At 52.7% G+C, this 23,240-nt stretch carries 19 protein-coding genes and 1 pseudogene; 10 read left to right on the forward strand and 10 right to left on the reverse strand.

Translation table 11 applies throughout. The features are described from left to right. Window positions 1-674: pseudogene (locus tag HMPREF2804_RS07965) on the reverse strand (transcriptional regulator); the annotation flags it as partial. Between the two features lie 275 nt (window positions 675-949). Between HMPREF2804_RS07965 and HMPREF2804_RS07970 the strand changes: the two are divergent. After that, window positions 950-1,540, forward strand: a complete 591-nt coding sequence (locus HMPREF2804_RS07970; RefSeq protein ID WP_239662014.1) for a DUF3515 domain-containing protein — start codon at window positions 950-952, stop codon at window positions 1,538-1,540. A gap of 124 nt (window positions 1,541-1,664) precedes the next feature. Here the strand turns inward: HMPREF2804_RS07970 and HMPREF2804_RS07975 are convergent, their stop codons facing one another. The 6 genes from HMPREF2804_RS07975 to leuC all read right to left on the reverse strand — a co-directional run bounded on the left by HMPREF2804_RS07975 (window position 1,665) and on the right by leuC (window position 8,745). Beyond that, window positions 1,665-2,789: a D-alanine--D-alanine ligase family protein gene (locus HMPREF2804_RS07975; protein ID WP_070448504.1), complete on the reverse strand. Its 1,125-nt coding sequence runs from the start codon at window positions 2,787-2,789 to the stop codon at window positions 1,665-1,667. Between the two features lie 107 nt (window positions 2,790-2,896). Further along, entirely contained in the window at window positions 2,897-4,009 is a 1,113-nt protein-coding gene (locus HMPREF2804_RS07980; RefSeq protein WP_070448505.1) for an NAD(P)H-dependent glycerol-3-phosphate dehydrogenase, read from the reverse strand. Window positions 4,010-4,020: 11 nt separating this feature from the next. Beyond that, window positions 4,021-4,875, reverse strand: coding sequence for a lysophospholipid acyltransferase family protein (locus HMPREF2804_RS07985; protein WP_048751504.1), 855 nt, complete (start codon window positions 4,873-4,875; stop codon window positions 4,021-4,023). Between the two features lies 1 nt (window position 4,876). Beyond that, window positions 4,877-6,310, reverse strand: coding sequence for a UDP-N-acetylglucosamine 1-carboxyvinyltransferase (gene murA / locus HMPREF2804_RS07990; RefSeq protein ID WP_004004898.1), 1,434 nt, complete (start codon window positions 6,308-6,310; stop codon window positions 4,877-4,879). Between the two features lie 345 nt (window positions 6,311-6,655). Beyond that, window positions 6,656-7,249, reverse strand: coding sequence for a 3-isopropylmalate dehydratase small subunit (gene leuD, locus HMPREF2804_RS07995; RefSeq protein WP_048751507.1), 594 nt, complete (start codon window positions 7,247-7,249; stop codon window positions 6,656-6,658). An 11-nt stretch (window positions 7,250-7,260) separates the two neighbouring features. Continuing rightward, entirely contained in the window at window positions 7,261-8,745 is a 1,485-nt protein-coding gene (leuC, locus tag HMPREF2804_RS08000) for a 3-isopropylmalate dehydratase large subunit (RefSeq protein WP_048751508.1), read from the reverse strand. A 200-nt stretch (window positions 8,746-8,945) separates the two neighbouring features. Here leuC and HMPREF2804_RS08005 point away from each other — a divergent pair, with 200 nt between their 5' ends. Continuing rightward, complete coding sequence (locus HMPREF2804_RS08005; protein ID WP_246824219.1) at window positions 8,946-9,785, forward strand: IclR family transcriptional regulator; 840 nt, start codon at window positions 8,946-8,948, stop codon at window positions 9,783-9,785. Window positions 9,786-9,863: 78 nt separating this feature from the next. Here the strand turns inward: HMPREF2804_RS08005 and HMPREF2804_RS08010 are convergent, their stop codons facing one another. Both HMPREF2804_RS08010 and HMPREF2804_RS08015 read right to left on the reverse strand, forming a co-directional pair. Next, window positions 9,864-11,645: a dynamin family protein gene (locus HMPREF2804_RS08010; RefSeq protein WP_070448507.1), complete on the reverse strand. Its 1,782-nt coding sequence runs from the start codon at window positions 11,643-11,645 to the stop codon at window positions 9,864-9,866. Next, the gene (locus HMPREF2804_RS08015) at window positions 11,642-13,525 is read right to left on the reverse strand and encodes a dynamin family protein (RefSeq protein ID WP_070448508.1); all 1,884 of its coding nucleotides are present in this window, start codon (window positions 13,523-13,525) and stop codon (window positions 11,642-11,644) included. The genes HMPREF2804_RS08010 and HMPREF2804_RS08015 overlap by 4 nt, the downstream gene beginning before the upstream one ends. A 256-nt stretch (window positions 13,526-13,781) precedes the next feature. Between HMPREF2804_RS08015 and HMPREF2804_RS08020 the strand changes: the two genes are divergently transcribed. The 8 genes from HMPREF2804_RS08020 (at window position 13,782) to epsC (ending at window position 21,330) form a co-directional block, all read left to right on the forward strand. Beyond that, window positions 13,782-14,603, forward strand: coding sequence for a DUF6318 family protein (locus tag HMPREF2804_RS08020; RefSeq protein ID WP_246824220.1), 822 nt, complete (start codon window positions 13,782-13,784; stop codon window positions 14,601-14,603). A gap of 38 nt (window positions 14,604-14,641) precedes the next feature. Next, window positions 14,642-15,355 (forward strand): DUF6318 family protein, encoded by a 714-nt coding sequence (locus HMPREF2804_RS08025; protein WP_070448509.1) that lies wholly within the window; start codon window positions 14,642-14,644, stop codon window positions 15,353-15,355. A gap of 121 nt (window positions 15,356-15,476) precedes the next feature. Beyond that, window positions 15,477-16,286 (forward strand): DUF6318 family protein, encoded by an 810-nt coding sequence (locus tag HMPREF2804_RS08030; protein WP_048751516.1) that lies wholly within the window; start codon window positions 15,477-15,479, stop codon window positions 16,284-16,286. A 347-nt stretch (window positions 16,287-16,633) separates the two neighbouring features. Continuing rightward, window positions 16,634-17,254: a DUF6318 family protein gene (locus HMPREF2804_RS08035; protein WP_048751518.1), complete on the forward strand. Its 621-nt coding sequence runs from the start codon at window positions 16,634-16,636 to the stop codon at window positions 17,252-17,254. 250 nt (window positions 17,255-17,504) lie between these two features. Beyond that, window positions 17,505-18,254 (forward strand): DUF6318 family protein, encoded by a 750-nt coding sequence (locus tag HMPREF2804_RS08040; protein ID WP_004004911.1) that lies wholly within the window; start codon window positions 17,505-17,507, stop codon window positions 18,252-18,254. A 467-nt stretch (window positions 18,255-18,721) separates the two neighbouring features. Beyond that, a complete protein-coding gene (locus HMPREF2804_RS08045; protein WP_238789008.1) occupies window positions 18,722-19,333 on the forward strand; it encodes a DUF6318 family protein in 612 nt (203 codons plus the stop codon). Window positions 19,334-19,594: 261 nt separating this feature from the next. Next, window positions 19,595-20,530 carry a cysteine synthase A gene (cysK, locus tag HMPREF2804_RS08050; RefSeq protein ID WP_004004913.1) on the forward strand — a complete coding sequence of 312 codons (936 nt, stop codon included), beginning with the start codon at window positions 19,595-19,597 and terminating at the stop codon, window positions 20,528-20,530. 215 nt (window positions 20,531-20,745) lie between these two features. Beyond that, the gene (gene epsC, locus HMPREF2804_RS08055; protein WP_041321815.1) at window positions 20,746-21,330 is read left to right on the forward strand and encodes a serine O-acetyltransferase EpsC; all 585 of its coding nucleotides are present in this window, start codon (window positions 20,746-20,748) and stop codon (window positions 21,328-21,330) included. Window positions 21,331-21,674: 344 nt separating this feature from the next. Here epsC and gndA read toward each other — a convergent pair whose 3' ends face one another. Beyond that, complete coding sequence (gene gndA / locus HMPREF2804_RS08060) at window positions 21,675-23,147, reverse strand: NADP-dependent phosphogluconate dehydrogenase (protein WP_004004915.1); 1,473 nt, start codon at window positions 23,145-23,147, stop codon at window positions 21,675-21,677. Between the last annotated feature and the right edge of the window lie 93 nt (window positions 23,148-23,240).

The following is a 23,240-nucleotide window of genomic DNA, read 5'->3' on the forward strand; positions in this document are numbered from 1 at the left end:
TCTGTAGGAGCCGGAGTAGGCGTCACAGGAGTAGCTGCTGGTTCTTCTCCAAGGTCCGGGGAAGCTGCCTCAGCGTCCTCAGCAGGAAGGTTCTGAACGGGGGCTGCAGGAGTTGGGGTTACAGCCTCTGTGTCAGCATCCTCTGTAGGAACTTCGGTATTATAAGGCTGCGCCTGCGGACTCTCATATTCGGGGCTTACAGGCTGAACTTCCGCGTCATCTTCATCAGTGTTCTGGTCCGGGGCAGCTCGTTGTGTAGGGGTTTCGGTAGCCTCAGGAGTCTTGTCGTCCTGCTGGTCATAGTCAAGCGGAGGTGCAGCGGCAAACTCGGCGCCTGCAATGGGAGACTCCGATTGCAGGGCGACGGCAGGCTGAGCAGCATAGGTTACGTTGCCGGAGGCCATGCCGTACATAGTCAAGGTAGCGGTTGCAGACGGCATGGGCATAGGAGTCACAGCATTTTTCTGACCTAAAGCTGCAAAGGTAGCTGGTACGGCAGGTTGTACGACAGCTTGTCCGGGCGCGACAACGTCAGAGGTCGCAGGATGGTTTGCGACCTTCCCGGAAGCGCCACGTGCCTCCTGTGTCAGCGTTGCGGCGATCGGCACACTACCGAATGCAATCAATGCAGTCGCTAGGCTAGCCGACGCTACTTTGCATTGTCTGTTTCCCAAAAAGTGTCCTTATACCGAATAGCTACCGAACAATATGCGTGCTTGGGTGAGTCTACACCCTAAATAACAAGGATGTGCTTCTCTCAAAAGTTTATCGAATTTTAAGAATCTTTTCACGATCAACTATTAACTGTTACTTTCATGGTACCTGGACTATGGGCAAATTGTCGTGACTTTGAGCTTTAAATTGGTATTCAAATTTTTGCTTTCCTCTGATCTGCCGCGCTATGTTTTTGCGACACGCCAGTGAATATACCGTACGTTAGAATGAAAGAGTGACTTTTACGTCTTTTAACTTTTTCGTCATGTCCCCAGCGAAGCGAGCAGGCTTGGGTCTTGCGCTCACCGGGGTGCTGTCGCTCAGCGCATGTGGAGCGGGCAATGTCAATCTTGATCCGGCTCCAGATGCCGCCAACCCCGTATGTGCTTATGCGATGGTTGCTATGCCAGAAAAACTCGTTGGCCTACAGCAGCGTGAAACTACGGCGCAAGGAACGACTGCTTGGGGCGAACCAGCCTCCGTGATTCTCAAATGCGGTGTTACCGTTCAGGAACCCGTATCGGACCCATGCGCTGAGGTCAATGGGATTGATTGGGTACTGCGTCCCAAGGATGCGCCAGAGAACTCAGCACCGCCAGTCTCAGCGTCTTCCTCCGCCGCTGCAGGCCCTGAAAACCGTGCGACGGGAACGTGGACGGCAACCACGTACGGACGAACGCCTGCCATTGAAGTAACCTTCGACGCAGATAAGGTTTCATCATCAACTCTTCTTGCTGAGCTCAACTCGGCGGTCAAACAAATTCCGTCTCAGAAGAAATGCACGAACATCAACGATACTCTCAACGGTGTCAAAACCGGAAAATAGAGGATTCAAGACCTCTGGATCCTTACCGTCAGTTCGCTTCACGCAAACGCAAATTTTAGAGCCCCCAAAACCTGAGGTCTTGGGGGCTCTAACACTGGAATTTCCTTCTCTATTTAAGACTTCATTAGCGCAGCCCTAAAGGACGCTCCAGTGCAAGAGTCAGCAGTTCATCAATCAGTTCGGTATAGGAAATTCCGGTGTTTTCCCACATGGTTTTGTACATTGAAATCGGAGTAAATCCCGGCATAGTGTTCACCTCGTTGATCACCAAACGACCATCCGGGGTGTAGAAGAAATCTGCGCGGGACAATCCTTCGCCGTCAAGGGCCAAAAACGCCTTAACCGCCAGAACACGCAAACGCTCCTGCATATCCTTCGGTAAATCGGCGGGGCACCGGGTAACTGCCGAAGACTTTGAGATATATTTAGCATCAAAATCATAGAAACCGTGGTCCTCATCAACGACCTCGATTTCGCCGGGGTATGATGCGCGCGGCATATCACCGTGGTGACCGTCTAGGACGCCGCACTCGATTTCACGCCCCACAATGCCAGCTTCCACAATAATCTTTGCGTCATGGCGGCGCGCTTCTTCGATAGCCGGAACAAGTTCCTCAAATTTATCCACTTTGGTAATGCCAAAAGAAGAACCCGCACGCGTGGGTTTAACGAACATGGGGTAACCAAGGGCGGTTATACGTTTAAGCGATTCCTCGCGCTCATGAGTCCATTGGCGATCGGTCACCACCTCATAAGGCCCAACCTCCAGCCCAGCAGACTCAAATGCAACCTTCATAAAGTGCTTATCCATACCTACGGCTGATGCCGTCACGCCGCATCCTACATAGGGCAACTCAGCGAGTTCCAGAAGACCCTGAATTGTTCCGTCTTCGCCGAAAGGACCGTGTATGAGGGGGAATACCACGTCAAGGGCAGGACCATACTCAAGATTTCCGTCATCATCTACTAGGTGCACTCGCGAATCCCCGGCTCCAAGAGGCAGGAAAACCTGGTGCGAACCACCTGTAAACTCTGCATGTGCAGGGGCAGCGTCGAGAAGTGCACTCAGCTCTTCCAGATTCGTCAAATACCAACGACCGTCTTTTGTAATGCCAATAGTCACCACGTCGTAGACGCTGCTGTCAATGGCGCCTAGCACGCCTACGGCAGTAATCAGAGAAATAGGGTGTTCCGAAGAACGTCCGCCACACAGTAGAGCAACAGTTTTCTTCTGTGCGTTTTCGGTCATTGTATCTCCTTCGTAAGAGAGCGCCCCTCAAGCGCCCATGTCTGCGCACACGTGCTGTATTAGTTGTTTTACCTGCCGCAAAAATTTTCTTGCGGAAGATCTTGATGTTAATGGCCTTCGCGCTTCAGGCGCCGTCCCAGCAGCAGCGGTGCCAGCTGTCCGATCTCGATGCGTCCAGTCAGGACAGCAACGACCGCTTCCACGATAGGCATTTCGACTCCGTGACGGCGTGCCAATTGCGCTACGACGGGGGCTGATTTGATGGATTCCGCTGTCTGGCTCATATGTTCGCTGAGTTTATCCGGGCTTATCCCTTCGGCAAGTAGACGCCCGGCAGTATGATTTCGTGAAAGCGGCGATGAACAGGTAGCAATCAAATCTCCCATCCCCGCAAGCCCGCTCATTGTTGCTGCTTCACCACCCAGTGCGACCGCAAGACGAGTAATTTCGGCAAGTCCGCGCGTCATGATTGAGGCTTTGGAGTTATCACCGTAATTGCGACCTTCACAGATGCCGACGCACAAGGCGATCACGTTCTTCACCAAACCGCCGATTTCCGTACCCACCACATCGGTATTCGTGTAGGGGCGGAAATAGCTGCAGGCACAAGCCTGCGCGACAATTTCTGCGATGGGCAGTGTGCGTGCTGCGACTACAGAGGCGGTGGGCTCCTCCCCCATAATCTCAGTAGCAAGATTCGGCCCTGAAAGCACGCATACCCGATGCGGTATATGCCCGATAGTGCGGATGTCTGCGCCGCGCATCGCCAAGGCTTCCTCAAGTTCCTCGGTAATCACCTGGGACATGCGCAAACCGGTACCGGTTTCTAATCCCTTCGCAAGCGAAACCAGCAGGGCATGCGGCTCAATATAGCGGGCATAAAGTTGAAGCTGCGAACGTAGCACCTGTGAGGGTAAAGCCAGTACCACCAAATCGGCGCCAGTGAGCCCGGTAGGAGCATCCGCCGTGAATTCCAGGTTCTCGGGTAGCTTCATCCCCGGAAAATATTTACTATTTTCCCTAGTCTGAGAGCACTCTGCCATAGCTTGTTCGCTGCGGCCAATAAGGACTACCTGCACGCCCGTTTTATTTTCTCGCGCCGAATCAGCCACAATTTTGGCGAATGCTGTCCCCCAGCTTCCCGCACCCAAGATTGCAATTTTTAATACCTTACGTGGAGCCGGTTCGCTGTTGTCAGCGGAATTCGTGAAAAGAGCCATAACCTCGCCTCCTATTTAGGATCCGGTTCGCCCAGGTTACCAGCTATCCCGGTCATTTCACCGGGAGCTTCACGACGCTTGGTTCGGGGATTCCAACGACCGGTTGGCGCCTTTTCACCACGTATATCTTCCAGCAGTTCGGTCACTGCATCAAGCATAGCGTCGGTCACGACCCCAAGCTCAGTACGCGTATGCTTTGCCTCCGGCGAAGGATCATCGATTAAAGAGGCGATATCGAGAGGCTTACCCACCTTCACTTTGACCGTTTTACGGGGAAATAGGGAAACCTTACGATGTTCTTTGACGCGGCCACCATCCACGGTTTCGTAGTCATACCCAAGAATCTGCTCATCGCCCCAGTGCGCCACCGGTACTACGGGAGCACCAGTTGCGAGGGCAAGACGGGCAGCACCCGTACGGGCCTGCATGGGCCAGCCCTCGGGGTCGCCAGTAGTTGTCCCCTCAGGGTAAATCACTACAGCGCCACCAGCCTCTACAACTTTACGGGCAGTAATAAGTGCCTTGCGAGCGTCTACAGAGCCGCGTATCACGGGAATATGCGCCATCTTACGCATAATATATCCCAGAACGGGCGCTCGGAACAAAGAGTCCTTCGCTAAAAACCGCGGGAAGACTCCGTTATTGAAGATAGGGAGTGCAACGGTTACAGGGTCTATCTCGGTGGAATGGTTAGCAACCACGATATAGCCTCGGTCGGTCGGGAAGTTCTCGCTCCCGATAATTTCGATGCGGGCTATGCCTTTATACACCGCACGGGCGGCGTTACCAAGAATCTTAAAGAGCTTATCTCCTTGAGGGGTAGGCTCAAGTGTGGGTAGTGCTTTTTTCCCCTGTTGACCGCTCATACTAGCCCTGTACCTCAACCTCTTCTGGCACAACAATCTCAATTTCTGCATCGGGCTTAGGAGTCTTGCTCTGTTTGCGGGCAAGTACCTCAAACTTTGCGCCCAGAGCTTCGAGTTTCTTTTCAAAGTTCTCGTAACCACGCGCGATAATTTCAACACCCGTAACGTGGGATGTACCTTCTGCTGTCAGAGCGGCGATAATATGCGAGAATCCACCGCGCAGATCGGGCACCTCAATGTCAGCGGCCTTAAGCGGGGTAGAACCGCTAATAATAGCGGAGTGCCCGAAGCTCTTACCGTGGAAACGACAAAACTCGCTACCAATGCAATCGCGCATGACCACAATATCGGCGCCCATCTGTTTGAGGGCATTCGTAAACCCAAAACGCTCTTCGTACACGGTCTCGTGCACAATAGAAGTTCCTTTTGCCTGCGTCAGCGCAACGACAAGCGGCTGCTGCCAGTCGGTCATAAAACCGGGGTGCACGTTGGTCTCAAAAACGATAGGGTTCAACTCTGCCCCGGGAGTAATCACACCGGGGTGAGTAAAGCGGATTCCTTCCGGTGTAACCTCGAATTCACCACCCATCTTCCGGAACTGATTGAGGAACGCCGTCATATCCTTCTGCGAAGCGCCGCGCACAAAAATATCTCCGCCGGTTGCCAACGCGGCGGATGCCCAGGAAGCGGACTCATTGCGGTCTGCCAAGGCGGTGTGGTCGTACCCGGTTAGGGCGTCAACCCCTTCAATAATAATGGTGCGGTTTTCGTTAATGAAGATAATGGCACCCATCTTCTGCAAAACCGCAATAAGATCAATAATCTCGGGCTCAATAGCGGCGTTCTTCAAAACCGTGGTGCCACGGGCGCGCACACCGGTCAGAAGAACCTGTTCTGTAGCGCCAACGGAGGGGTAATTGAGTTCGATTTCAGCACCGTGCAGGCCTTCATCGGGAGCGTTCAGAGTAGTGCCGCTTTCATCGTCTTTCTCGACGACGGCACCAAATTTACGGAGGGCATCCATATGGTAATCAATGGGACGGTCGCCGATTTTGCATCCCCCTAGATTAGGGATGCGCGCGGTACCGAGCGTATGCAGAAGCGGGCCTACCATCAGGATCGGAATACGTGAGTTACCGCCGAAGAGTTGAATCTCTTCAGCGTTATCGGCCGCAGTCTTCGCGTCTTGGGCGGGATCTAACGTGAGAATACCGGCTTCAGGATCATAGTTAACTTTCGCACCGTGAAGTTCAACAAGGGTAGTTACAATCTCAACATCGCTTAGGTCTGGTACGTTACGCAAGGTCGAACGGGTGGATCCGTGCAACGCTGCTACCATCGCTTTAGGTACGAGGTTTTTGGCGCCTCGAACGTGGACTTCGCCTTTAAGAGGGGTACCACCCTCAATGCGAAGTTCGCTGATGTTAAGGGACATAACTAATCCTTCGAACGGTCGGCTCGGTGGGGCCGACAAGAACTGCTGTTAGTGCTGAGGTCCGGCGCCATTAACGAATTATTAATAGGTCTGCACAGACTTTCAAGCTATCATTTTACGTTCTCGAACGGGCTGCTACAAACGGAAGAGCTGTGTAGAACCTGTGCTTCGCGATGTTTATCGAGATAGTTCAAAGATGCCGCTCATAAACTTCCTCGAAGAACCACCTCATATAACCATCAAACCCCAGCAACATACCAATAATGTGTTTCTGATACACCCCGTAACGCTCGGTGAGGTGCGTACCCTGATGTCACAGGGTACGCACCTCACCGAGCGTCCAGTCTAGACTTCCTGAGTTCGGGGCATCCACGCGGGGCGGCGCGCCTCGTAGTCTTTAATGGCCTCAATGTTCTGAAGGGTAAGCCCGATATCGTCAAGCCCTTCCATCAAACGCCAGCGCACATAATCATCAATCTGGAAGGGCACGACGAGAGTGCCCACAGTTACCGTCTTATTCTCTAAATCAACGGTAATTTCGGTACCAGGTTCCCGCTCAAGAGCTTTCCAAATCAACTCGACATCATCCTGAGCCACCTGAGCGGCAACGAGTCCTTGTTTACCTGAGTTACCACGAAAAATATCGGCGAATCGTGACGATATAACGACTCGAAACCCGTAATCCTTAAGCGCCCAGACCGCGTGCTCACGCGATGACCCTGTGCCAAAATCGGGGCCCGCCACCAGCACTGACCCATTTTTATAAGGTTCTCGGTTCAGAACAAATTCGGGGTTCTTACGCCAATTCACAAAGAGGGCATCGTCAAAGCCTGTTTTCGTTACGCGTTTGAGGTAAACCGCCGGGATAATTTGGTCGGTATCCACGTTCGAGACGCGCAGAGGAACACCAATTCCGGTGTGTTTAATAATTGGTTCCACAATGTTCTCCTTTACGCCGCCGCAGGGGCATTGTCTGCGTGTGGTTCTAAGTCAGAAGGTGATGAGAGGGTTCCGCGAACCGCCGTTGCGGCAGCGACTAGCGGCGAGACAAGATGGGTTCGTCCGCCTTTACCCTGGCGTCCCTCAAAGTTTCGGTTCGAGGTGGATGCGCATCGCTCCCCCGGTGCCAGTTGGTCGGGGTTCATGCCCAAGCACATAGAGCATCCGGCAAAGCGCCAATCTGCCCCAAAGTCCTTGAAGATTTTATCTAGGCCTTCTTCTTCGGCCTGTGCGCGAACTTTCTGTGAGCCGGGAACGACCATCATACGCACGCCTGAGGCAAGGGTACGCCCACGAATGATTTCGGCGGCAGCACGCAAATCCTCAATGCGTGAGTTAGTGCACGAACCTAAGAATACGACGTCCACCGGAATATCTTTCATGGGAGTTCCAGCTTTAAGGTTCATGTACTCCAGGGCACGGGATGCGGCTGCCTGGTCGTTTTCATCCTCAAAGTCTTCAGGTGCGGGAACCGCTTGGCTCAGCGGCACACCCTGACCCGGGTTTGTTCCCCAGGTAACGAAGGGCTCAAGCTCGTCTGCATTAATAAAGATTTCTTTGTCGAAAACAGCCCCTTCGTCGGTGGGAAGGGTCTTCCAGTAGGCGAGCGCATCCTCCCAATCTTGCCCCTTGGGTGCGTGAGGGCGTCCTTTAACATACTCGAAAGTAGTCTCGTCGGGAGCTACCATACCCGCACGCGCGCCTGCCTCAATCGACATATTGCAGATGGTCATACGCCCTTCCATAGACAAGGAGCGTATCGCGGAACCGCGGTATTCGAGTACGTATCCCTGCCCACCTCCGGTACCGATCTGAGCGATAACGGCAAGAATAATATCTTTGGCGGTTACTCCAGGTTTTAGGGTTCCTTCGACATTGATTGCCATTGTTTTAAAGCGCGCCAGCGGCAGGGTTTGGGTTGCCATCACGTGCTCAACCTCAGAGGTGCCGATGCCGAAGGCAAGTGCACCGAAAGCCCCGTGGGTTGAGGTGTGCGAGTCACCACAGACGACGGTTATTCCGGGCATGGTCAATCCCAGCTGCGGGCCGACTACGTGTACGATACCCTGTTCGATATCGCCGAGCGGATGGAGGCGCACGCCAAATTCCGCGGTGTTACGACGCAGGGTTTCGATCTGGGTTCGCGAAGTAATATCCGCAATGGTCGAGAAAATATTTTCGGTGGGGGTATTGTGATCTTCAGTTGCGATCGTCAAGTCGAGACGGCGCAGGGGCCTGTTTTCGAGGCGTAGTCCTTCAAAAGCCTGGGGCGAGGTCACCTCATGCAGAAGATGCAGGTCAATATAGAGAAGGTCGGGTTTGCCATCTTGCCCGGGCACCACGACGTGGTTCTCCCAGACTTTTTCGGCGAGAGTACGCGGGCGCTTCACAGATGTGGGTATAGCGCTTGTCGCAGCAGTATTGTCCCCTGCCATTTTTCCTCCTGCTTTGATATGGCGGGCTTTCCGCCAATCATAGATATATAGTGCCTTATAACACATATATTCTTAACCCTGGAATATATTTCAAAAATTTGGTATTCAGGGTTCCTCCATCATGGGCAGGTTCAGAAGAAGAGTCTATGAAGTGAGCCCTATCTTCCACATTTTGAGATGCACTGAGCTAAACTAGAGTTATGACATCTGCACCATCGTCTACACCGTTGCCTGGAGCACGTCACCCTCGCGATACGTCGGGGCTTTCGACTCCTTTGAAGACTCCCCATACTCTCACGGATGACCAACAGGTTGTTGAGGTCGAACCAAACATCTCCTCCGGCGTGGGGGTACTTGATAAAGCCGCGCTTATTCTTTCATGCCTAGAGGCTGGTCCGGTCACGCTGGGGCAGCTTGTTAAGGCCACCGGGCTAGCCCGTCCAACGGCGCATCGTTTGGCGGTGGCGCTCTCTCACCACCGTATGGTGGCACGCGATGTTCAGGGGCGATTTATGCTGGGGCCCCGCCTAATGGAACTGGCGAATGCAGCTGGTGCCGATCACCTCCTAGCGGTTTCGGGAGCGGTTTTAAATCAGCTTTGCCATGTGACCGGCGAATCGGCGCAGGTTTATCGGCGTCAGGGAAATTGGCGCGTATGCGTAGCATCCGCAGAACGTCCCGTTGGACTGCATGATTCAATTCCTATAGGAACCCAGCTCTCCATGAAGGCTGGTTCCGCAGCCCAGGTACTCTTGGCATGGGAAGATCAGAACCGCCTTGTTGAGGGTCTGCAAGATGCGTATTTCAGCGCTGCCATGCTTGCTTCCGTGCGCAGATTAGGGTGGGCACAGTCTGCAGGTGAACGCGAGCGCGGCACGGCTTCCGTGTCTGCCCCTGTGCGTTCACCGTCGGGCAAAATTATTGCAGCCGTTTCTATTTCCGGTCCTATCGAAAGACTCGGTATGCAGCCCGGTCGCAAATACGCCGAGGTTGTTGTTGATGCGGCTCATAAGATTTCACAGGCGCTTCGGAACGTATAGTAGCTTAGGTCAAACCATAGAGGGGTGTGGAACCGACTAGTTGGTTCCACACCCCTCATGCTGTTTAGGTGTTCATTCTTATGTCAGAGCCTGCCTATAGCGCCTGAGCTTCTCGCATTCTGTCAATACGGGCGCCACGACAACCTGCTGTGCCGCGTTTTCGCACTGTTGGATCATGCGCGTTCGCAAGGAACGCCGGTAAGCACGGGCACTCACATTCACCAGTGCCCTACCCAATACGGCACCCAGGATCCCTAAAAGCACCCCCAAGATAAGTAAAAGTGTGGGTACAGGTACGGGGGATCCTTCGGGTACGGGCGCAGGCGGCAGAGGTATCTGCAGGTAGCTTGCAAATGCCATTGCAGTCAGCCAGGCTACGCCTCCCAAAAGACTGAGAAATGCAATCCATTGCACCGCGTTAAGTAGCTTCCACCAGAAACGTGACTGGGTAGTGTTGTAGTCTACACGCGCGATCGCCCTCTCAAAGGCCTCCGGAAAATCCTGTTCTCGGGTCAAGGCGGCGTTCTGGATACGTTGCTTCCAGGGAGCTTCAATATTTTGGGCTACAGACTCACCATAACCGCGCGCTGCCTGAGCTAATGCTGCCTGCTGAGCTGCAGTAAGCGGCGGTAACGAACTAGCCGTTAGATGCATCGGAGATTTCTGTGGTGCAGATTCACTCGCGCTATGAGTACCCGCAGTATCGTCTCCAAGATGCAGACGCTTAAGCGGGTCGGCACGGAACTTAGCAACCCACCGCGTAGCTATCCATCCTGTGTTGGCAACGGCACGACGACGATACGAGGCTTCTGCAGCATCAAGAACTTCAACAGCCCCGCAGGCTTGAAAGCAGCCTTCCGTCAGCTCATCAACGGCGTAGTCAGGCTCATGAAGAGGTGCTTCACCACCCTGATAGTCTGCAAGATCACGGCGAATCGCATATAGCTGCGCCTCAGTACGCTCATACGCCGCATTTTTCTCAGCCGCCACACGTCCTAACAACGACCGCAGGGCAGAAACGCCTTCGCCGGTATGCGCCGAGAGTGCAAATGGGGCTGTAATGAGCAGCGGCGTAATACCGTCCGCTTCTAAAAGCTCCGTGAGCGCATCAAGTACTTGTGGAACCTCATGGGAATCTAGGGTATCTGCTTGGTTCAGAACGCATACCATGCGATGCCCACGAGTGGAGAGAGGAGCCAGAAAATCATGGTGCACCGCCGCATCCGCGTACTTTTGGGGGTCGAGGACCCACACCAACACATCCACATAGGAGAGCATGCGCTCTACCTGCTCCCGGTGGTGATGGGCTACCGAGTCAAGGTCGGGCAGATCCAGCAGGATCAGCCCGCCAGATCGTGTGCGGGTCTGCCCACGCCCAACCGCCGTTTTGAGCTTATTCCACATACCAGGAACGGGCTCTACGATTTCGTGGGGTGCTGCAAAATCTGCCGCCGAATTTTGTGTTTGGGTACGAATCTGGCGTATCGATTCGTTCTCCTCGGGATAGACCCTATGTTCGATCTTAAGCCAGTCCAGAAGCTCTTCGCTTCCGTCCCGTCCCCAAATCGCCGCCTGAATTTCTGAGGTAGTCGGTCGTGTAACGGCGGTACGTGCCAGGGGCATCCCAGCAATGGTATTGAAAAGGGTGGATTTTCCACTTCCGGTGGCCCCGAAAAAACCAATTACAGTGTGTTCTGCCGAAAGCTGCCGACGTTCCATGACACGGCTCAGCGTTGCGGATGCGTTCTCCTGCACGGTATCAGGAATAACGTCAAGACCCAGGCCGAGCGCATCGTGAAGGCGAAGCGCACGTTCTTCAAAAGACCCGCGCGGCGTAGCGGATGCTAAAGATGAGTTCATCGTGTGTGCTCCTGGCGAGAGTTCTTAACAGGTAATGGCTGTGTTGTATCGTCATGCATGTGCTGAACGAGCCCCGAGTTTTGAGGCGAGTCTTCACGCCAAGCCAAGGGATCATGATCTAGTTCTTGACCTAAGTCATGAAGCTGTTCGGCAGCGACACGAATTTCGTCCGGCTGTACGCGCGGTTCACGGGAAGAAAGCACCTGCCGGTAGTTTTCGGATTGCCGTTTGAGCAGGGTTTCTAGGCGTGCCACTAGATCACTGCGAGCGCGAGTCGCCATGCGGCGCACAGCATCCTCGCCGAAGACCGATTCAAGAAGCTTAGATCCAACGACCCCAGATCCTCCCGCAATACCAATTTCGATGCCGGTGAGTCCGCCAGTCGCCGAAAAAGCCACCATCATGAGCAGCACCGCCGTCGCGTTAACACCCAGGGAGAGCACGCGCGCTCGCTGGCGTTTGCCGTTGCCTTCAGCACGGATCATATCAAGTACAGAACTTTGCCAGGCTCGTATTTCTGCGGCGATAGTCTCATCAAGCTCCGCACGAGCCTGGGTGCTGTGCGGAGGGTACGGGCTCTCGTCAATATTCTGTAAGAGTACGCGCCCTGCCCGTTCCGCTCCCCAGCTTCGACGGATAGTTTCATGCGCACGTTGAGCGGCATCAAGAACAACGGCGTGCAGACCCGTTTCGAGAGCCTGCTCAACCCGCGTGGTCGCTGCCGGTTTCCCGGTCAGCATTCCGGCAAACCTGTCCCGCAGCCGTCCGATGCGGTTCTCCAAAGAGCGGAAGAAGTCGCCCGTTCCCACAAAATCGTGCCACCGGGCCAGAACCTCGCCGCGAAGCAATGAGCCGTCAGTGAGAGAATCTTCCACACGGGCGAGCGCATCCTCATAGGCTAAGGTCACCGCAGTTTCTAATCCGGTGTAGGTTTCCACCTGACGGGTTTGTGCATCAGCAAGTTCTTGCAGAGAGTTACCGGCACCGGTGATAGCGCCCGCCAGGGTGCGACGCGCGATAGCTGCACGGGCTGGCGCATCCGCACCAAGCTGCTCAAGCCAGGATGTTAGAGGCGCTACCGCTTCTGCGGGCAGCATCCCCTGTTCGTCCCGCAGCTGTTCATGGATACTATGCAGAATAACCGGTGTCATACCGGCTTCGGTGAGCATCCGCATAAGGTCGGACTCGATCTCATCCGCAGCCCCTTCGGGAACTCGGTTGAGAACGACTGCTACAGCAATATTGCGCTGGGCAGCGCGATGCAACAGATCCCAGGGTACGGCATCCGCATAACGGTTAGCAGTTGTGACGAAGAGCCACAGGTCGGCGGCAGATAAGAGCTCGTTGGCAAGCCTGCGGTTCTCGTCGGAGACCGAATCAATATCGGGGGCATCGATCAGGGCGATGCCGCGCGGCAGAGCGCTAGTTTGCACGCTGATAAGCGTATCGTGCAGATGATGTTCGGCACCTGGCAGCTCCCAAATGTCACTCCGGCGTGGTGAAGTTTCAGAGATAGATGCCATCTCCTGCCGTTCTAGGGTAGGCAGAAAACGTTCGGGGGTCAGGTATTCGGAGTCTTCAGCACGATAAAGCAAGATTGGCTGCCGAGTGGTGGGGCGAAGCGCACTGGAACGGGATACGGGGGTTCCCATCAAGGTATTCACCAAAGTCGATTTACCGGCACCCGTAGAACCACCAACTACCACGGTAAGGGGTGCCTCCAAAGCGGTAAGCCGCGGCAGAATGTAATCGTCGTACTGTTTACTCAGAGAACGCACTTGTTCCCTCGCCCGAGTAACATCAGCGGTATCGAGGGGTAGAGTGAGCTCATCTAGGAGTTTGCGTGCAGAATATACACGCTCATCGTTTGTGTGTTGCACGTGCGCTATTGTTTCACACTTTATTGCATGCTTGCTGAGGAAACTTAGAGTGTTTCCTGTGAGTTTAAGTTGCTTACCTCACGAATTTTAGGTGCCGTAAACAGAGTCGAAGCGCTGTATTTTGCGTAACTCTAGCCTAATATCATGGTTTAGGTCGCTGTACGTTTGTGCTTTCACCCACCACGCCCTAGTCTGGTTTTACACACTAAACCCGGGTTTCAGATTTTCTGGAAATAACGATATTTTGGGAGTTGCTATGCGCCCTTCACGTCGCCAGTTCTTCGTCTTTACTGGCAGCGCCGTTGCTGCCGCACCATTATTAGTTTCATGTTCCTCTAACGATTCCTCTAATTCTGCCGCTGGTTTAGCAACCGCTGAGGGAGCATCCCCCTCAGAGACAGGCGCACACTATGGAAATCTTTCGGGAGAGCTACTCTGGCAGCGTTACGATTCCGCCACCCCGGTCACTCCCAGTATGAACCCCGAAACCGGGGAAAAGGTCGTGCCGATTCCCCAGGCAGACCCGGCAACTGCCGATCGCAAGGCTCAGAACGTTCCCATCCCCCAAGAAGACGACCTGATGTTCAAAGAGGATTTTCAGGGGCTGCGAAACACCTTCGCCTATTATGTGGCGTGTATTAACTATGCACGCATGACTGGAGATCTCACCCCTGCTCTCAAAGTGGTACATAGCGAAAACACCGTCGATCTTGAGCGGCTTAAGGCCTGGGAAACTCTGTACGCCGAACCTAATAATAGTTGGATCGTTGGAGGTACCTGGAAAATCTCCGTCTCGGAGAAACCGACAGAGCATAACGGCAAATTCTCGTGGGAATGCACCGCTACCCAGGAAAACGGAACGCTCATCAATAAAACGACAAACGTGACGAAACCGCTTTCGCAGGATGAAATACGCGATTTTACGGCTCTCTACGCGCAATGGATGAAGGACAGGTGGCTCATCATCTCCCCACAGCAGTTTGACCCAGCGGCAAAGCCCACACGAGCCTATACACCCGCTCCACAACCGACTTCTACCTATACCCCAAAGGTGAGTACCATACCCGCCGATTACTAAACCCCTAATCCTTTATTTCTTAACGTGAAAGGTTCCGCGTGATAACTTCACTTCCCTATTCCCGACGCTGTGTATTACGTACCGTTGGGGCAGGGTTATTCGGCACTGCAGCCACCACTTTGATAGTCGCATGCTCTCGAAACCAGCAAACTCATGCTACGAGTGACCCTTCGGTAAGTCAGTATGTACGCAGCGATTTTAGCGGTGAGGTGGCTTTCGAGAGCTTCAACACCTCGGCAGGGTCTTATGTACCCGCAAACGCAGAACATCCGGCGCAAAACGTTCCGGTCCCCATCAAAACAGAGAATATGGGCAAAAACTCCATTGCAGGTTTTTACGATACCATCGGTTACCTCAATGCGGCGCTCAATTATCTCTTGGCTACCGGTGACACCAATCCTCTGGAAGTCATCACGATCAACCCCGAGTTCACCAAAGCTCTCCTGCTTTTCACTGACGAGACTGGTGAGAGTCAGGCTGCCAAAAGCTGGTATGTTTCTCCTCAAGCCACGCTCTCCCTCACCTCACGCATGCCAACAGCCGTGAACGATTATCGAAAAGACTGGCGATACACCCTCGATATCAGTTTGGGAGAACAGCAGGTCGTCAACTCTCAGGCCAGTGCAATACCTGCCGAGCAGCAGAAATTCCACTATGCGGGTACTATCCAAGGCACCTTCGAGAAAGAAGCCTGGTCACTCACGCTCACAGTTCGTGACCCGCAGTCCACGGCAGGCGCGAGTCCGTCCTAGAACTAAGAAGGCTCAGCGGCACCTCCGCATGAGAATATAGAGACATAATATTTTCTTCTCCAACCGCATCCGGGTGAAGGTGCCTATGCGCTTTAACCCTCATAATCATCGAAAGGCTTCCATGTCACAGCACTTAACTCGCAGGCAAGCTGTTACAGCCGTTTTAGCAGGTGCCGGACTCACTATGCTCGCCGCTTGTTCCTCGAACAGCTCCACCAACACGTCAAATGGCAATAACGCTAACGGCTCTGCGCCAAGCCCAAAATCCTCAAACCCACACGGATATAGCAACGACGGAAATAACTACTCCGGGCGTATTACATTTGATAATTTTGAGCCGGGAAATACCTACGAACCAGGTAATGCCGAGCATCCCCCACAAAACGCCCCTATGCCTAAGCTGCCGGATAACGCCAACGAAAATAGCGTGACAGGCTTCCACGCGACCGTCGCTTACTATGCTGCGGCTAGGGATTACCTGGTGAAAACCGGCAGCCTCGACGCCGTGAAAAAGGTCAAACTTGCGGGTAACGACGCCGAAGAAAATGAGGCGCTCGCTAAAACTATCGCTCAAGGGATCGAGCAGAAAACCTGGTATGTAGATCCATCTGCCTGGTACGAGCTCAAGGAGTCACAGCCCGCCATTATGAGCGATGGGAATCTACTCTTCAAGAGCGTCTACACATTCGACTACGGTGCTGAAAGCGTGACGAACGGCGAGATAAAACCGGTTAAGGAAGAAGAGCGAGTCTATACCCAAGACTGTGATTTCCGTGGGCGTTACAATCCCACCACGAAATCCTGGGAACTCAATCTATCCTATGGCACGAAGAGCTCGGGAAATGCGGCAGCAAGTCCTGCTGCATCGGCAACGGGTGGAGCCTCAGATCCTGCGGCAACCGAAGAACAAGCAGCTAATCCCAAGAAATAATAGCTGTTCGTTACCCTTGCCCAGCCTTCGGGGTTCTGTTGATGCAGGAACCCGGAGGCTGGGTATTTTGAATTCCTGCTCTTCACCTTGCGTTCTTCAAAGTCAAACTAAGGGTTTTATGTCTCGACATATACCCTCTAGATATGTATTTTCCCTCACATGTCGGAGAGCCCTGTATATACGGTATTATCTGCGCAGCAGTGTTACTTTCCCTGTGAACTATTGGGGTTCCTGCACAGCAACGTATAACTATTTCGCGGGTCCCCTATATCTATCTTGCCAGGGCGTCTTCTATGTAGAGCTACACTTGAGAAGCTAGTGCTATTTCAACGTTGAAGGGGCATTTTATGTCTTTCACTTTTTCGCGCCGAATCCTCCTGCGCATCACCGCCCTCGGTACTGTTGGACTGGGCGGAATCACCGTACTCTCTGCGTGTGGCAATACGTCGCAAAACAGCGCCGAAAGATCGAGCTATAAGGGCGAGGCTAAGCTTGATAGCTACGATACATCTGCCGGAACTTATGAATTAGCGTCACGCGAGCATCCGGCACGGAACGTACCCAAACCTGTCAAGCCTAATAATATGAATGACAACTCAGTAGCGGGCCTTTACTCGACTATCGCGTTCTTTGCGGCTGCACTGCAATACCGGCTTATTACGGGCGATGCCCAGTACCTCAAAGAGGTCAAGCTAGAACATACTGTAGATTCCATCGAAGAGATCACCAATGGTTCTACCTGGCTCTCCAATCCCACGGTTACGATTGAGCTCACTACCGATCAACCGGAGCAAAAGGACAACGAATACTTTTGGCCTGCAAAGCTCACACTCACCAAGGGCGACTGGGCGGTCGCTCAACACAGAGCAATCAACGTTCCAGAAAATGAGCAAAAAGTTACAAGTGAAGGAAAAATCAAGGCAAAATACACCGATGGCGCATGGGCTATTCGGGACATTGCTGACTAGTCTTCACCGGATTCTCTAGAGAAAAATACGGGACTTCTAAGTCTGCGCTGGGCATGGCAATAAGCCTTTGCCCGGGCGTTTTAAGTGTGTATGAGACCCATACCCTCTCCATGCCAGGTATTACCTTATACGGTAACGTTACTCACCTTTGGTTAGGGTTAGGTCACATTCCTCGGTACAATCAAGTATCTCGTTTTGTTTTACGTTTAGACTTATACGGGATTAATGCATTCACACGAAAGGTATAACGATGTCTTCGGCTCTGAATCGTCGTGCAGCATTGGGGATTCTCAGTATGGGAAGTGTCGCGTTCTTAGCGGCGTGCGGCAGCGATAAGAAAGAAGAATCTAATTCTTCAGCCTCCGCAAGCACTTCTCAGACGAAGAGCTCCAGCGCTTCCTCTTCAGCTTCTGCTACCCCCTCAGCTTCCGAATCACCTACCCCCACCCCGACTCCTACGGAACTCGTCAACGACGGTAAAGACTACTCCGGAGTCGCTAAGTTAGAGCAGTACGAAACCCCCGGAGAGTACCAGCCCGCTACGGCGGAATCTCCCGCGCAGAACGTACCCACCCCCGTTATTCCCGAAGCAATGCACCAGAACACCGTTGCGGGCTTTGCCTCTGCGCTTGCATATTTTGGTGCTGCTGTCGATTACCTCCTGCAGACCGGCGATATGAAATATGTTCGGGAAGTCAGCACCGATGCTGATACCCTAAATGCACTCCAGAAATACGCCGATCGTACAGCAAAGGGTATTGAAGAAAAGACATGGTACGAAAAGCCTTCGGCCACAATGGTTATTAGCAGCAAGCAGCCTACTATCGCGCAGGGTGCCTATAACTGGACCGTCGATTTCACCATTGATTTGGGCGAGAAACTCTTCAATAAGGGTAAAGAGCAAGATACCCCTTCTGATAAACGCTACGTACGTATGCAGGGCGAGGCTGTAGGCCGCTACATCAATAACGTGTGGGATCTACACATGGATATCGACTAATAGGTATCGTTCCGCAGCACAACACCGTATGCTCACAAACGTTGAGTATACGGTGTTTTTATATCTTCTCGATTATTTTTCAAATCTCTTTTCTGTACCGCATACCAAGATACGTGCGGCAGAAAAATATTTATGTGAGGCTCCCCCTACCCACCAAAGCAGCAGTCTTCGTACCGAAAAGACACCAATTAACAAGAGTCCAGCAGACGACACAACGCGGGTATCAGAATGTGTGCGACGACTCTCTCGACTCTTGTGCTTAACTCTAGTTCTACGAGCAGCTGGCAGTCAGTCACCTGCTCGTCAAAATGCTGTCTTTTCACGCTTGTATAAATGCGACTCAAACAAAAGCGTTTAGAGTGCGTGTTAACTTTGTGCGAAATACATTAAAAGCTTGTACCAAATAATAAAGTTTAGGTAAGCTAAAACCATCACCAACCCATCCCATGAGAGAGGACTACTTCATCATGCCTACTTCCGGGGTATTTTCCCGCCGTAACACGCTCAGATTTACCACTTTAGGAATACTGAGTCTCGCGGTTATTCCAATGCTCACCGCATGCGGCAAAGATTACCAAGGCGAAGTCAAACTTGATTCCTATGACGAATCTGCAGGTTCTTATGAGCCCGCAACAAAGGAGCATCCAGCGCAGAATGTTCCAAAACCCAAGAAGCCTCAAGACATCAACGATGATTCAACCGGCGGGCTATACTCAACCCTCGCTTTTGCCGCCGCTGCCATGCAATATGCACTGCGTACTGGAGATACGAGCTATCTTCAAGAGGTCAATATTCCTGAGAGAACCAAAGTATTCTTTATGTCTAACTCCCCTTTCCTCGGGGGTACTACGTGGACCGATAACCCCGTTGTAACCATCGCCCTCAAAGCTGGTTCTCCCACCAAAGATGGTGATACATATACCTGGCCGGGTCATTTCAAAGTCGATTTTGGCGCATGGACTGTTAAAGACGGTACGGCAACCGACACTCAAAACAACAGATTAAATCTAGATCAAGATATCGATATCAAAGCAAAGTACCAGAATAACGCTTGGACTATTCTTTCACTCGACCATTAGTACCGCTTAGAACCTCGAGAAGGAACGCCGTGCCGTATAATTTTCCAATGGGAAATATATACGGCACGCGGACTATTAAGGGTGAAAAATTATTGCCTGCTACACCGCCGCCAGCGTTTTTATTCCCAACTCAGTAGCATATTACGAACTGTGACGGGTAAACTTACACCGCTACCCGCAGCGTAGTAAAGTTTCTCACGTACCCAAGGTTCCCCGGAAAATCAATCGGATTTTTCACCACACACTAAAGGATTAAATACTGTGGCAGAGATCGTAAACAGCATTGTTGATGCTATTGGTCAGACTCCCCTTGTTCGACTCAACCGCCTCGATGCTGGTTTGCCCGGCAACGTAGCCGTCAAGCTCGAATTCTACAACCCCGCAGGCTCTGTGAAAGACCGCATCGGCCGCGCCATCATTGATGCCGCTGAAGAAGCCGGAGCTCTCAAGCCCGGCGGTACCATTGTCGAAGGGACTTCTGGAAACACCGGTATTGCCCTTGCAATGGTTGGTGCAGCACGTGGATACAACGTTATTTTGACAATGCCCGAGACCATGTCGGCTGAACGTCGAGTACTGCTTCGCGCTTACGGTGCGAAAATTGTTCTCACTCCCGGCACCGACGGCATGCGCGGCGCTGTTGAGAAGGCACAGGAAATCGTTGCCACCACGGACAACGCAATTCTCGCATCGCAGTTCTCCAATGAGGCAAACCCTGCTATTCACTACAAGACCACCGGCCCTGAAATTTGGGATGCGACTGACGGCAAGATTGATATTTTCGTATCGGGTATCGGTACCGGCGGTACTATCTCCGGTGCTGGCAAGTACTTGAAGGAGAAGAACCCCAACCTGCAGATTGTTGCCGTTGAACCTCAGGATTCACCGCTCCTGTCTGAAGGCCGCGTTGGTCCGCATAAGATTCAAGGCTTGGGCGCTAACTTCGTGCCGGATACTCTCGACCGCGAAATCTACGATTCGGTCATCGCAGTATCTGGTGAAGAAGCGATCCGTACTTCCCGCGCGCTGGCGACCCAGGAGGGTATCCTGGGTGGTATTTCTTCCGGCGCAGCCGTCTATGCAGCATTGGAAGAAGCTAAGAAGTCCGAAAATAAGGATAAGCTGATCGTTGCAGTTGTTCCCGACTTCGGTGAACGCTATATCTCTACGGTACTCTACGAAGATATCCGCGGCTAACCTTCCTCAAGAAACAACGCCCCACGCTTCCGTTCGCTACGGTGCTGTGGGGCGTTTCCTCTGCTCAGAGAAGAATAGGGAATTTCAGTATTCTTTTCTAGTTGTACGCAATAAAGGGTCAACATCAATATTGTGCGGCGCAGGCGCGCCTAATATGAAAACTGGCTTCGATGTTGGTACCTTGGGGAAGTATCTACGGTAACAGAAAGAAGATTATGGGATTTTTTGCCCGTCTGCGCGAAGACATTGAAAATGTTCGAGAGCATGATCCAGCGGCGCGTGGGGCTGGCGAAATCATGCTTAACTATTCGGGCATGCATGCGATATGGGCTCACCGGCTTACACACAAACTTTGGCAAAAGGACGGCACGAAATCTCTAGCTCGTACCCTCTCGCAGCTCACCCGTTTTTTGACCGGTGTCGAGATCCATCCAGGGGCCGTCATTGGGCGGCGTTTTTTTATCGATCATGGCATGGGTATCGTTATTGGTGAGACCACCGAAATAGGTGATGATGTGATGCTCTATCATGGCGTTACTCTCGGCGGTCGCTCGCTTGAAAAGATTAAGCGCCACCCCACAATCGAAGACAGAGTAACAATCGGTGCTGGTGCTAAGGTGCTGGGTCCAGTAGTCATTGGGGCAGATAGCGCTATCGGAGCAAATGCCGTGGTGGTGAACGATCATCCGCGTGATTCCATAATTACGGGTATCCCTGCGAAACATCGTCTGCGTACACCCGAGAAGAAGAAGCCTCTGGTCGATGCTGTGGAATATATCGACCCGGCAATGTGGATCTAATCTTGAGTGGTGCTCTCTATGAGGTTTGTGGTGTTGTTTTATCTATAACGGCATCTCGCCGCAAACCTCAATAGTGCAACTACTACGATATAAGGTTTCTGTACCCTGAATAAGGTCATTAAATCCACCGATAATCTGGTGTTACCCGTGTGAACCACCCACGACTCCAGGTCTTCTTTGGGCAGACAGAGCATCATTGCTCGCAGCGTGTTCTCCAGGTTCTCAGTCTATCGGTCACTGGATCACGCGCATACGGACAAAACACAGACAAAAAAAGGGGTGTGGCTGCTTTCTCACGAAGCGGCCACACCCCTTTTATTGACGCTGTTCTTAAGATCCAGGTTCTAGTGAACGTGGATATCTGCAGCGTTTACTTCTGAACGGTCACCGCTCCACATAGTGTGAAATGCGCCTTCTGCGTCCACACGTCCATAGGTGTGCGCTCCAAAGAAGTCACGCTGCCCCTGAATAAGGGCTGCAGGCAGACGGTCGCGGCGCAGTCCGTCATAGTAAGAAAGCGCCGAGGAGAAGACCGGAACCGGCACACCCAACGCGGTAGCCTTTGCAACCACACGGCGCCAAGAAGGAACAAGCTCTTCCATCAGATTCTTGAAGGCGGGTGCGAGAAGCATATTGGCCGGTACCTCACCCGCGTAAGCCGCCATAATATCGCCCAGAAGCTCCGCGCGAATAATGCATCCAGCACGCCAAAGCGATGCGATAGTGTCAAGGTGCAGTTCCCAGCCGTATTCCTGCCCGGCACGAGCGATCATATCCATACCCTGTGCATACGCCACCAGTTTTGAGGCAAAGAGCGCACGGCGCACGTCTTCGACAAATTCGGGATCGCCTGCACCGACTCCGGTGGTCGCGATGAGACCAGCAGGAAGTTCCTGCTGAGCCTGTGCACGCGCCTTAACATCTGAAGAAGACAGGGCACGAGCGAAGACAGATTCAGCGATAGCGGATACTGGAGCTCCCAAGTCAAGAGCAGCCTGAACGGTCCAACGACCGGTACCCTTCTGACCGGCCTGGTCAAGAATAACGTCTACCAACGGTTTACCGGTCTTCGCATCAACCTGTGCCAAGACTTCCGAGGTAATCTCAATCAGATATGAGCTGAGGTCGGTCTCATTCCATTTCTTGAAGATTTCAGCCTGCTCGGCGGGTTCAATACCTGCAACAGAACGTAGAATATCGTAGGCTTCGCCAATAACCTGCATATCGGCGTACTCAATTCCGTTATGCACCATTTTGACGAAATGTCCTGCGCCATCGGTAGAGATCCAGGCGCAACAGGGAGAACCATCCTGCGGCGCTTTTGCTGAAATTTTCTCTAACATAGGACCTACATGCTTGTAGGATTCAGCCGAACCGCCCGGCATAATCGAGGGTCCCCAGAGGGCACCTTCTTCGCCACCAGAAACGCCGACGCCCACAAAGTGCATACCTTTTTCTGCAAGAGATCGTTCACGGCGAATAGTATCGGGGAAATGAGAGTTACCGCCGTCAATAATAATGTCCCCCTCATCAAGAAGAGGAGTTAACTGCTCAATAACAGCGTCTACGGGGGCACCCGCCTTTACCATAATCAGGATGCGGCGAGGAGATTCGAGCGAGTCCACCAAACCTTGAAGCGACTCGGTACGGATGAAGTCACCGTCTGCGCCGTGCTCAGAGAGCAAGGCATCGGTCTTCTCAACAGAACGGTTATGCAGTGCTACGGTGTACCCGTTACGTGCTAGGTTACGTGCTAGGTTAGCGCCCATGACGGCAAGCCCGGTAACACCAATCTGTGCCTTCTTGTTTTCAGTCATGTATACAAGAATACGCTGTTTTACGTTTTATCCGCGTGTATCCAAGGAATTAAGCGTTTGGATTAGACAGGAATAACATTCGGCAGTCTTTGA

This window comes from Rothia sp. HMSC065G12 (genome assembly GCF_001811455.1).
Classification (GTDB): domain Bacteria; phylum Actinomycetota; class Actinomycetes; order Actinomycetales; family Micrococcaceae; genus Rothia; species Rothia dentocariosa.

Excerpts from the sequence above, each read along its gene's own strand:
- HMPREF2804_RS08030 (WP_048751516.1), top strand. The coding sequence starts at position 15,477 with ATGTCACAGCACTTAACTCGCAGGCAAGCTGTTACAGCCGTTTTAGCA.
- murA (WP_004004898.1), bottom strand. The coding sequence starts at position 6,310 with ATGTCCCTTAACATCAGCGAACTTCGCATTGAGGGTGGTACCCCTCTT.
- HMPREF2804_RS08040 (WP_004004911.1), top strand. The coding sequence starts at position 17,505 with ATGTCTTCGGCTCTGAATCGTCGTGCAGCATTGGGGATTCTCAGTATG.
- HMPREF2804_RS08020 (WP_246824220.1), top strand. The coding sequence starts at position 13,782 with ATGCGCCCTTCACGTCGCCAGTTCTTCGTCTTTACTGGCAGCGCCGTT.
- leuC (WP_048751508.1), bottom strand. The coding sequence starts at position 8,745 with ATGGCAGGGGACAATACTGCTGCGACAAGCGCTATACCCACATCTGTG.
- HMPREF2804_RS08035 (WP_048751518.1), top strand. The coding sequence starts at position 16,634 with ATGTCTTTCACTTTTTCGCGCCGAATCCTCCTGCGCATCACCGCCCTC.
- HMPREF2804_RS08005 (WP_246824219.1), top strand. The coding sequence starts at position 8,946 with ATGACATCTGCACCATCGTCTACACCGTTGCCTGGAGCACGTCACCCT.
- HMPREF2804_RS07980 (WP_070448505.1), bottom strand. The coding sequence starts at position 4,009 with ATGGCTCTTTTCACGAATTCCGCTGACAACAGCGAACCGGCTCCACGT.
- gndA (WP_004004915.1), bottom strand. The coding sequence starts at position 23,147 with ATGACTGAAAACAAGAAGGCACAGATTGGTGTTACCGGGCTTGCCGTC.
- HMPREF2804_RS08045 (WP_238789008.1), top strand. The coding sequence starts at position 18,722 with ATGCCTACTTCCGGGGTATTTTCCCGCCGTAACACGCTCAGATTTACC.
- HMPREF2804_RS07975 (WP_070448504.1), bottom strand. The coding sequence starts at position 2,789 with ATGACCGAAAACGCACAGAAGAAAACTGTTGCTCTACTGTGTGGCGGA.
- HMPREF2804_RS07985 (WP_048751504.1), bottom strand. The coding sequence starts at position 4,875 with ATGAGCGGTCAACAGGGGAAAAAAGCACTACCCACACTTGAGCCTACC.
- HMPREF2804_RS08010 (WP_070448507.1), bottom strand. The coding sequence starts at position 11,645 with ATGAACTCATCTTTAGCATCCGCTACGCCGCGCGGGTCTTTTGAAGAA.
- epsC (WP_041321815.1), top strand. The coding sequence starts at position 20,746 with ATGGGATTTTTTGCCCGTCTGCGCGAAGACATTGAAAATGTTCGAGAG.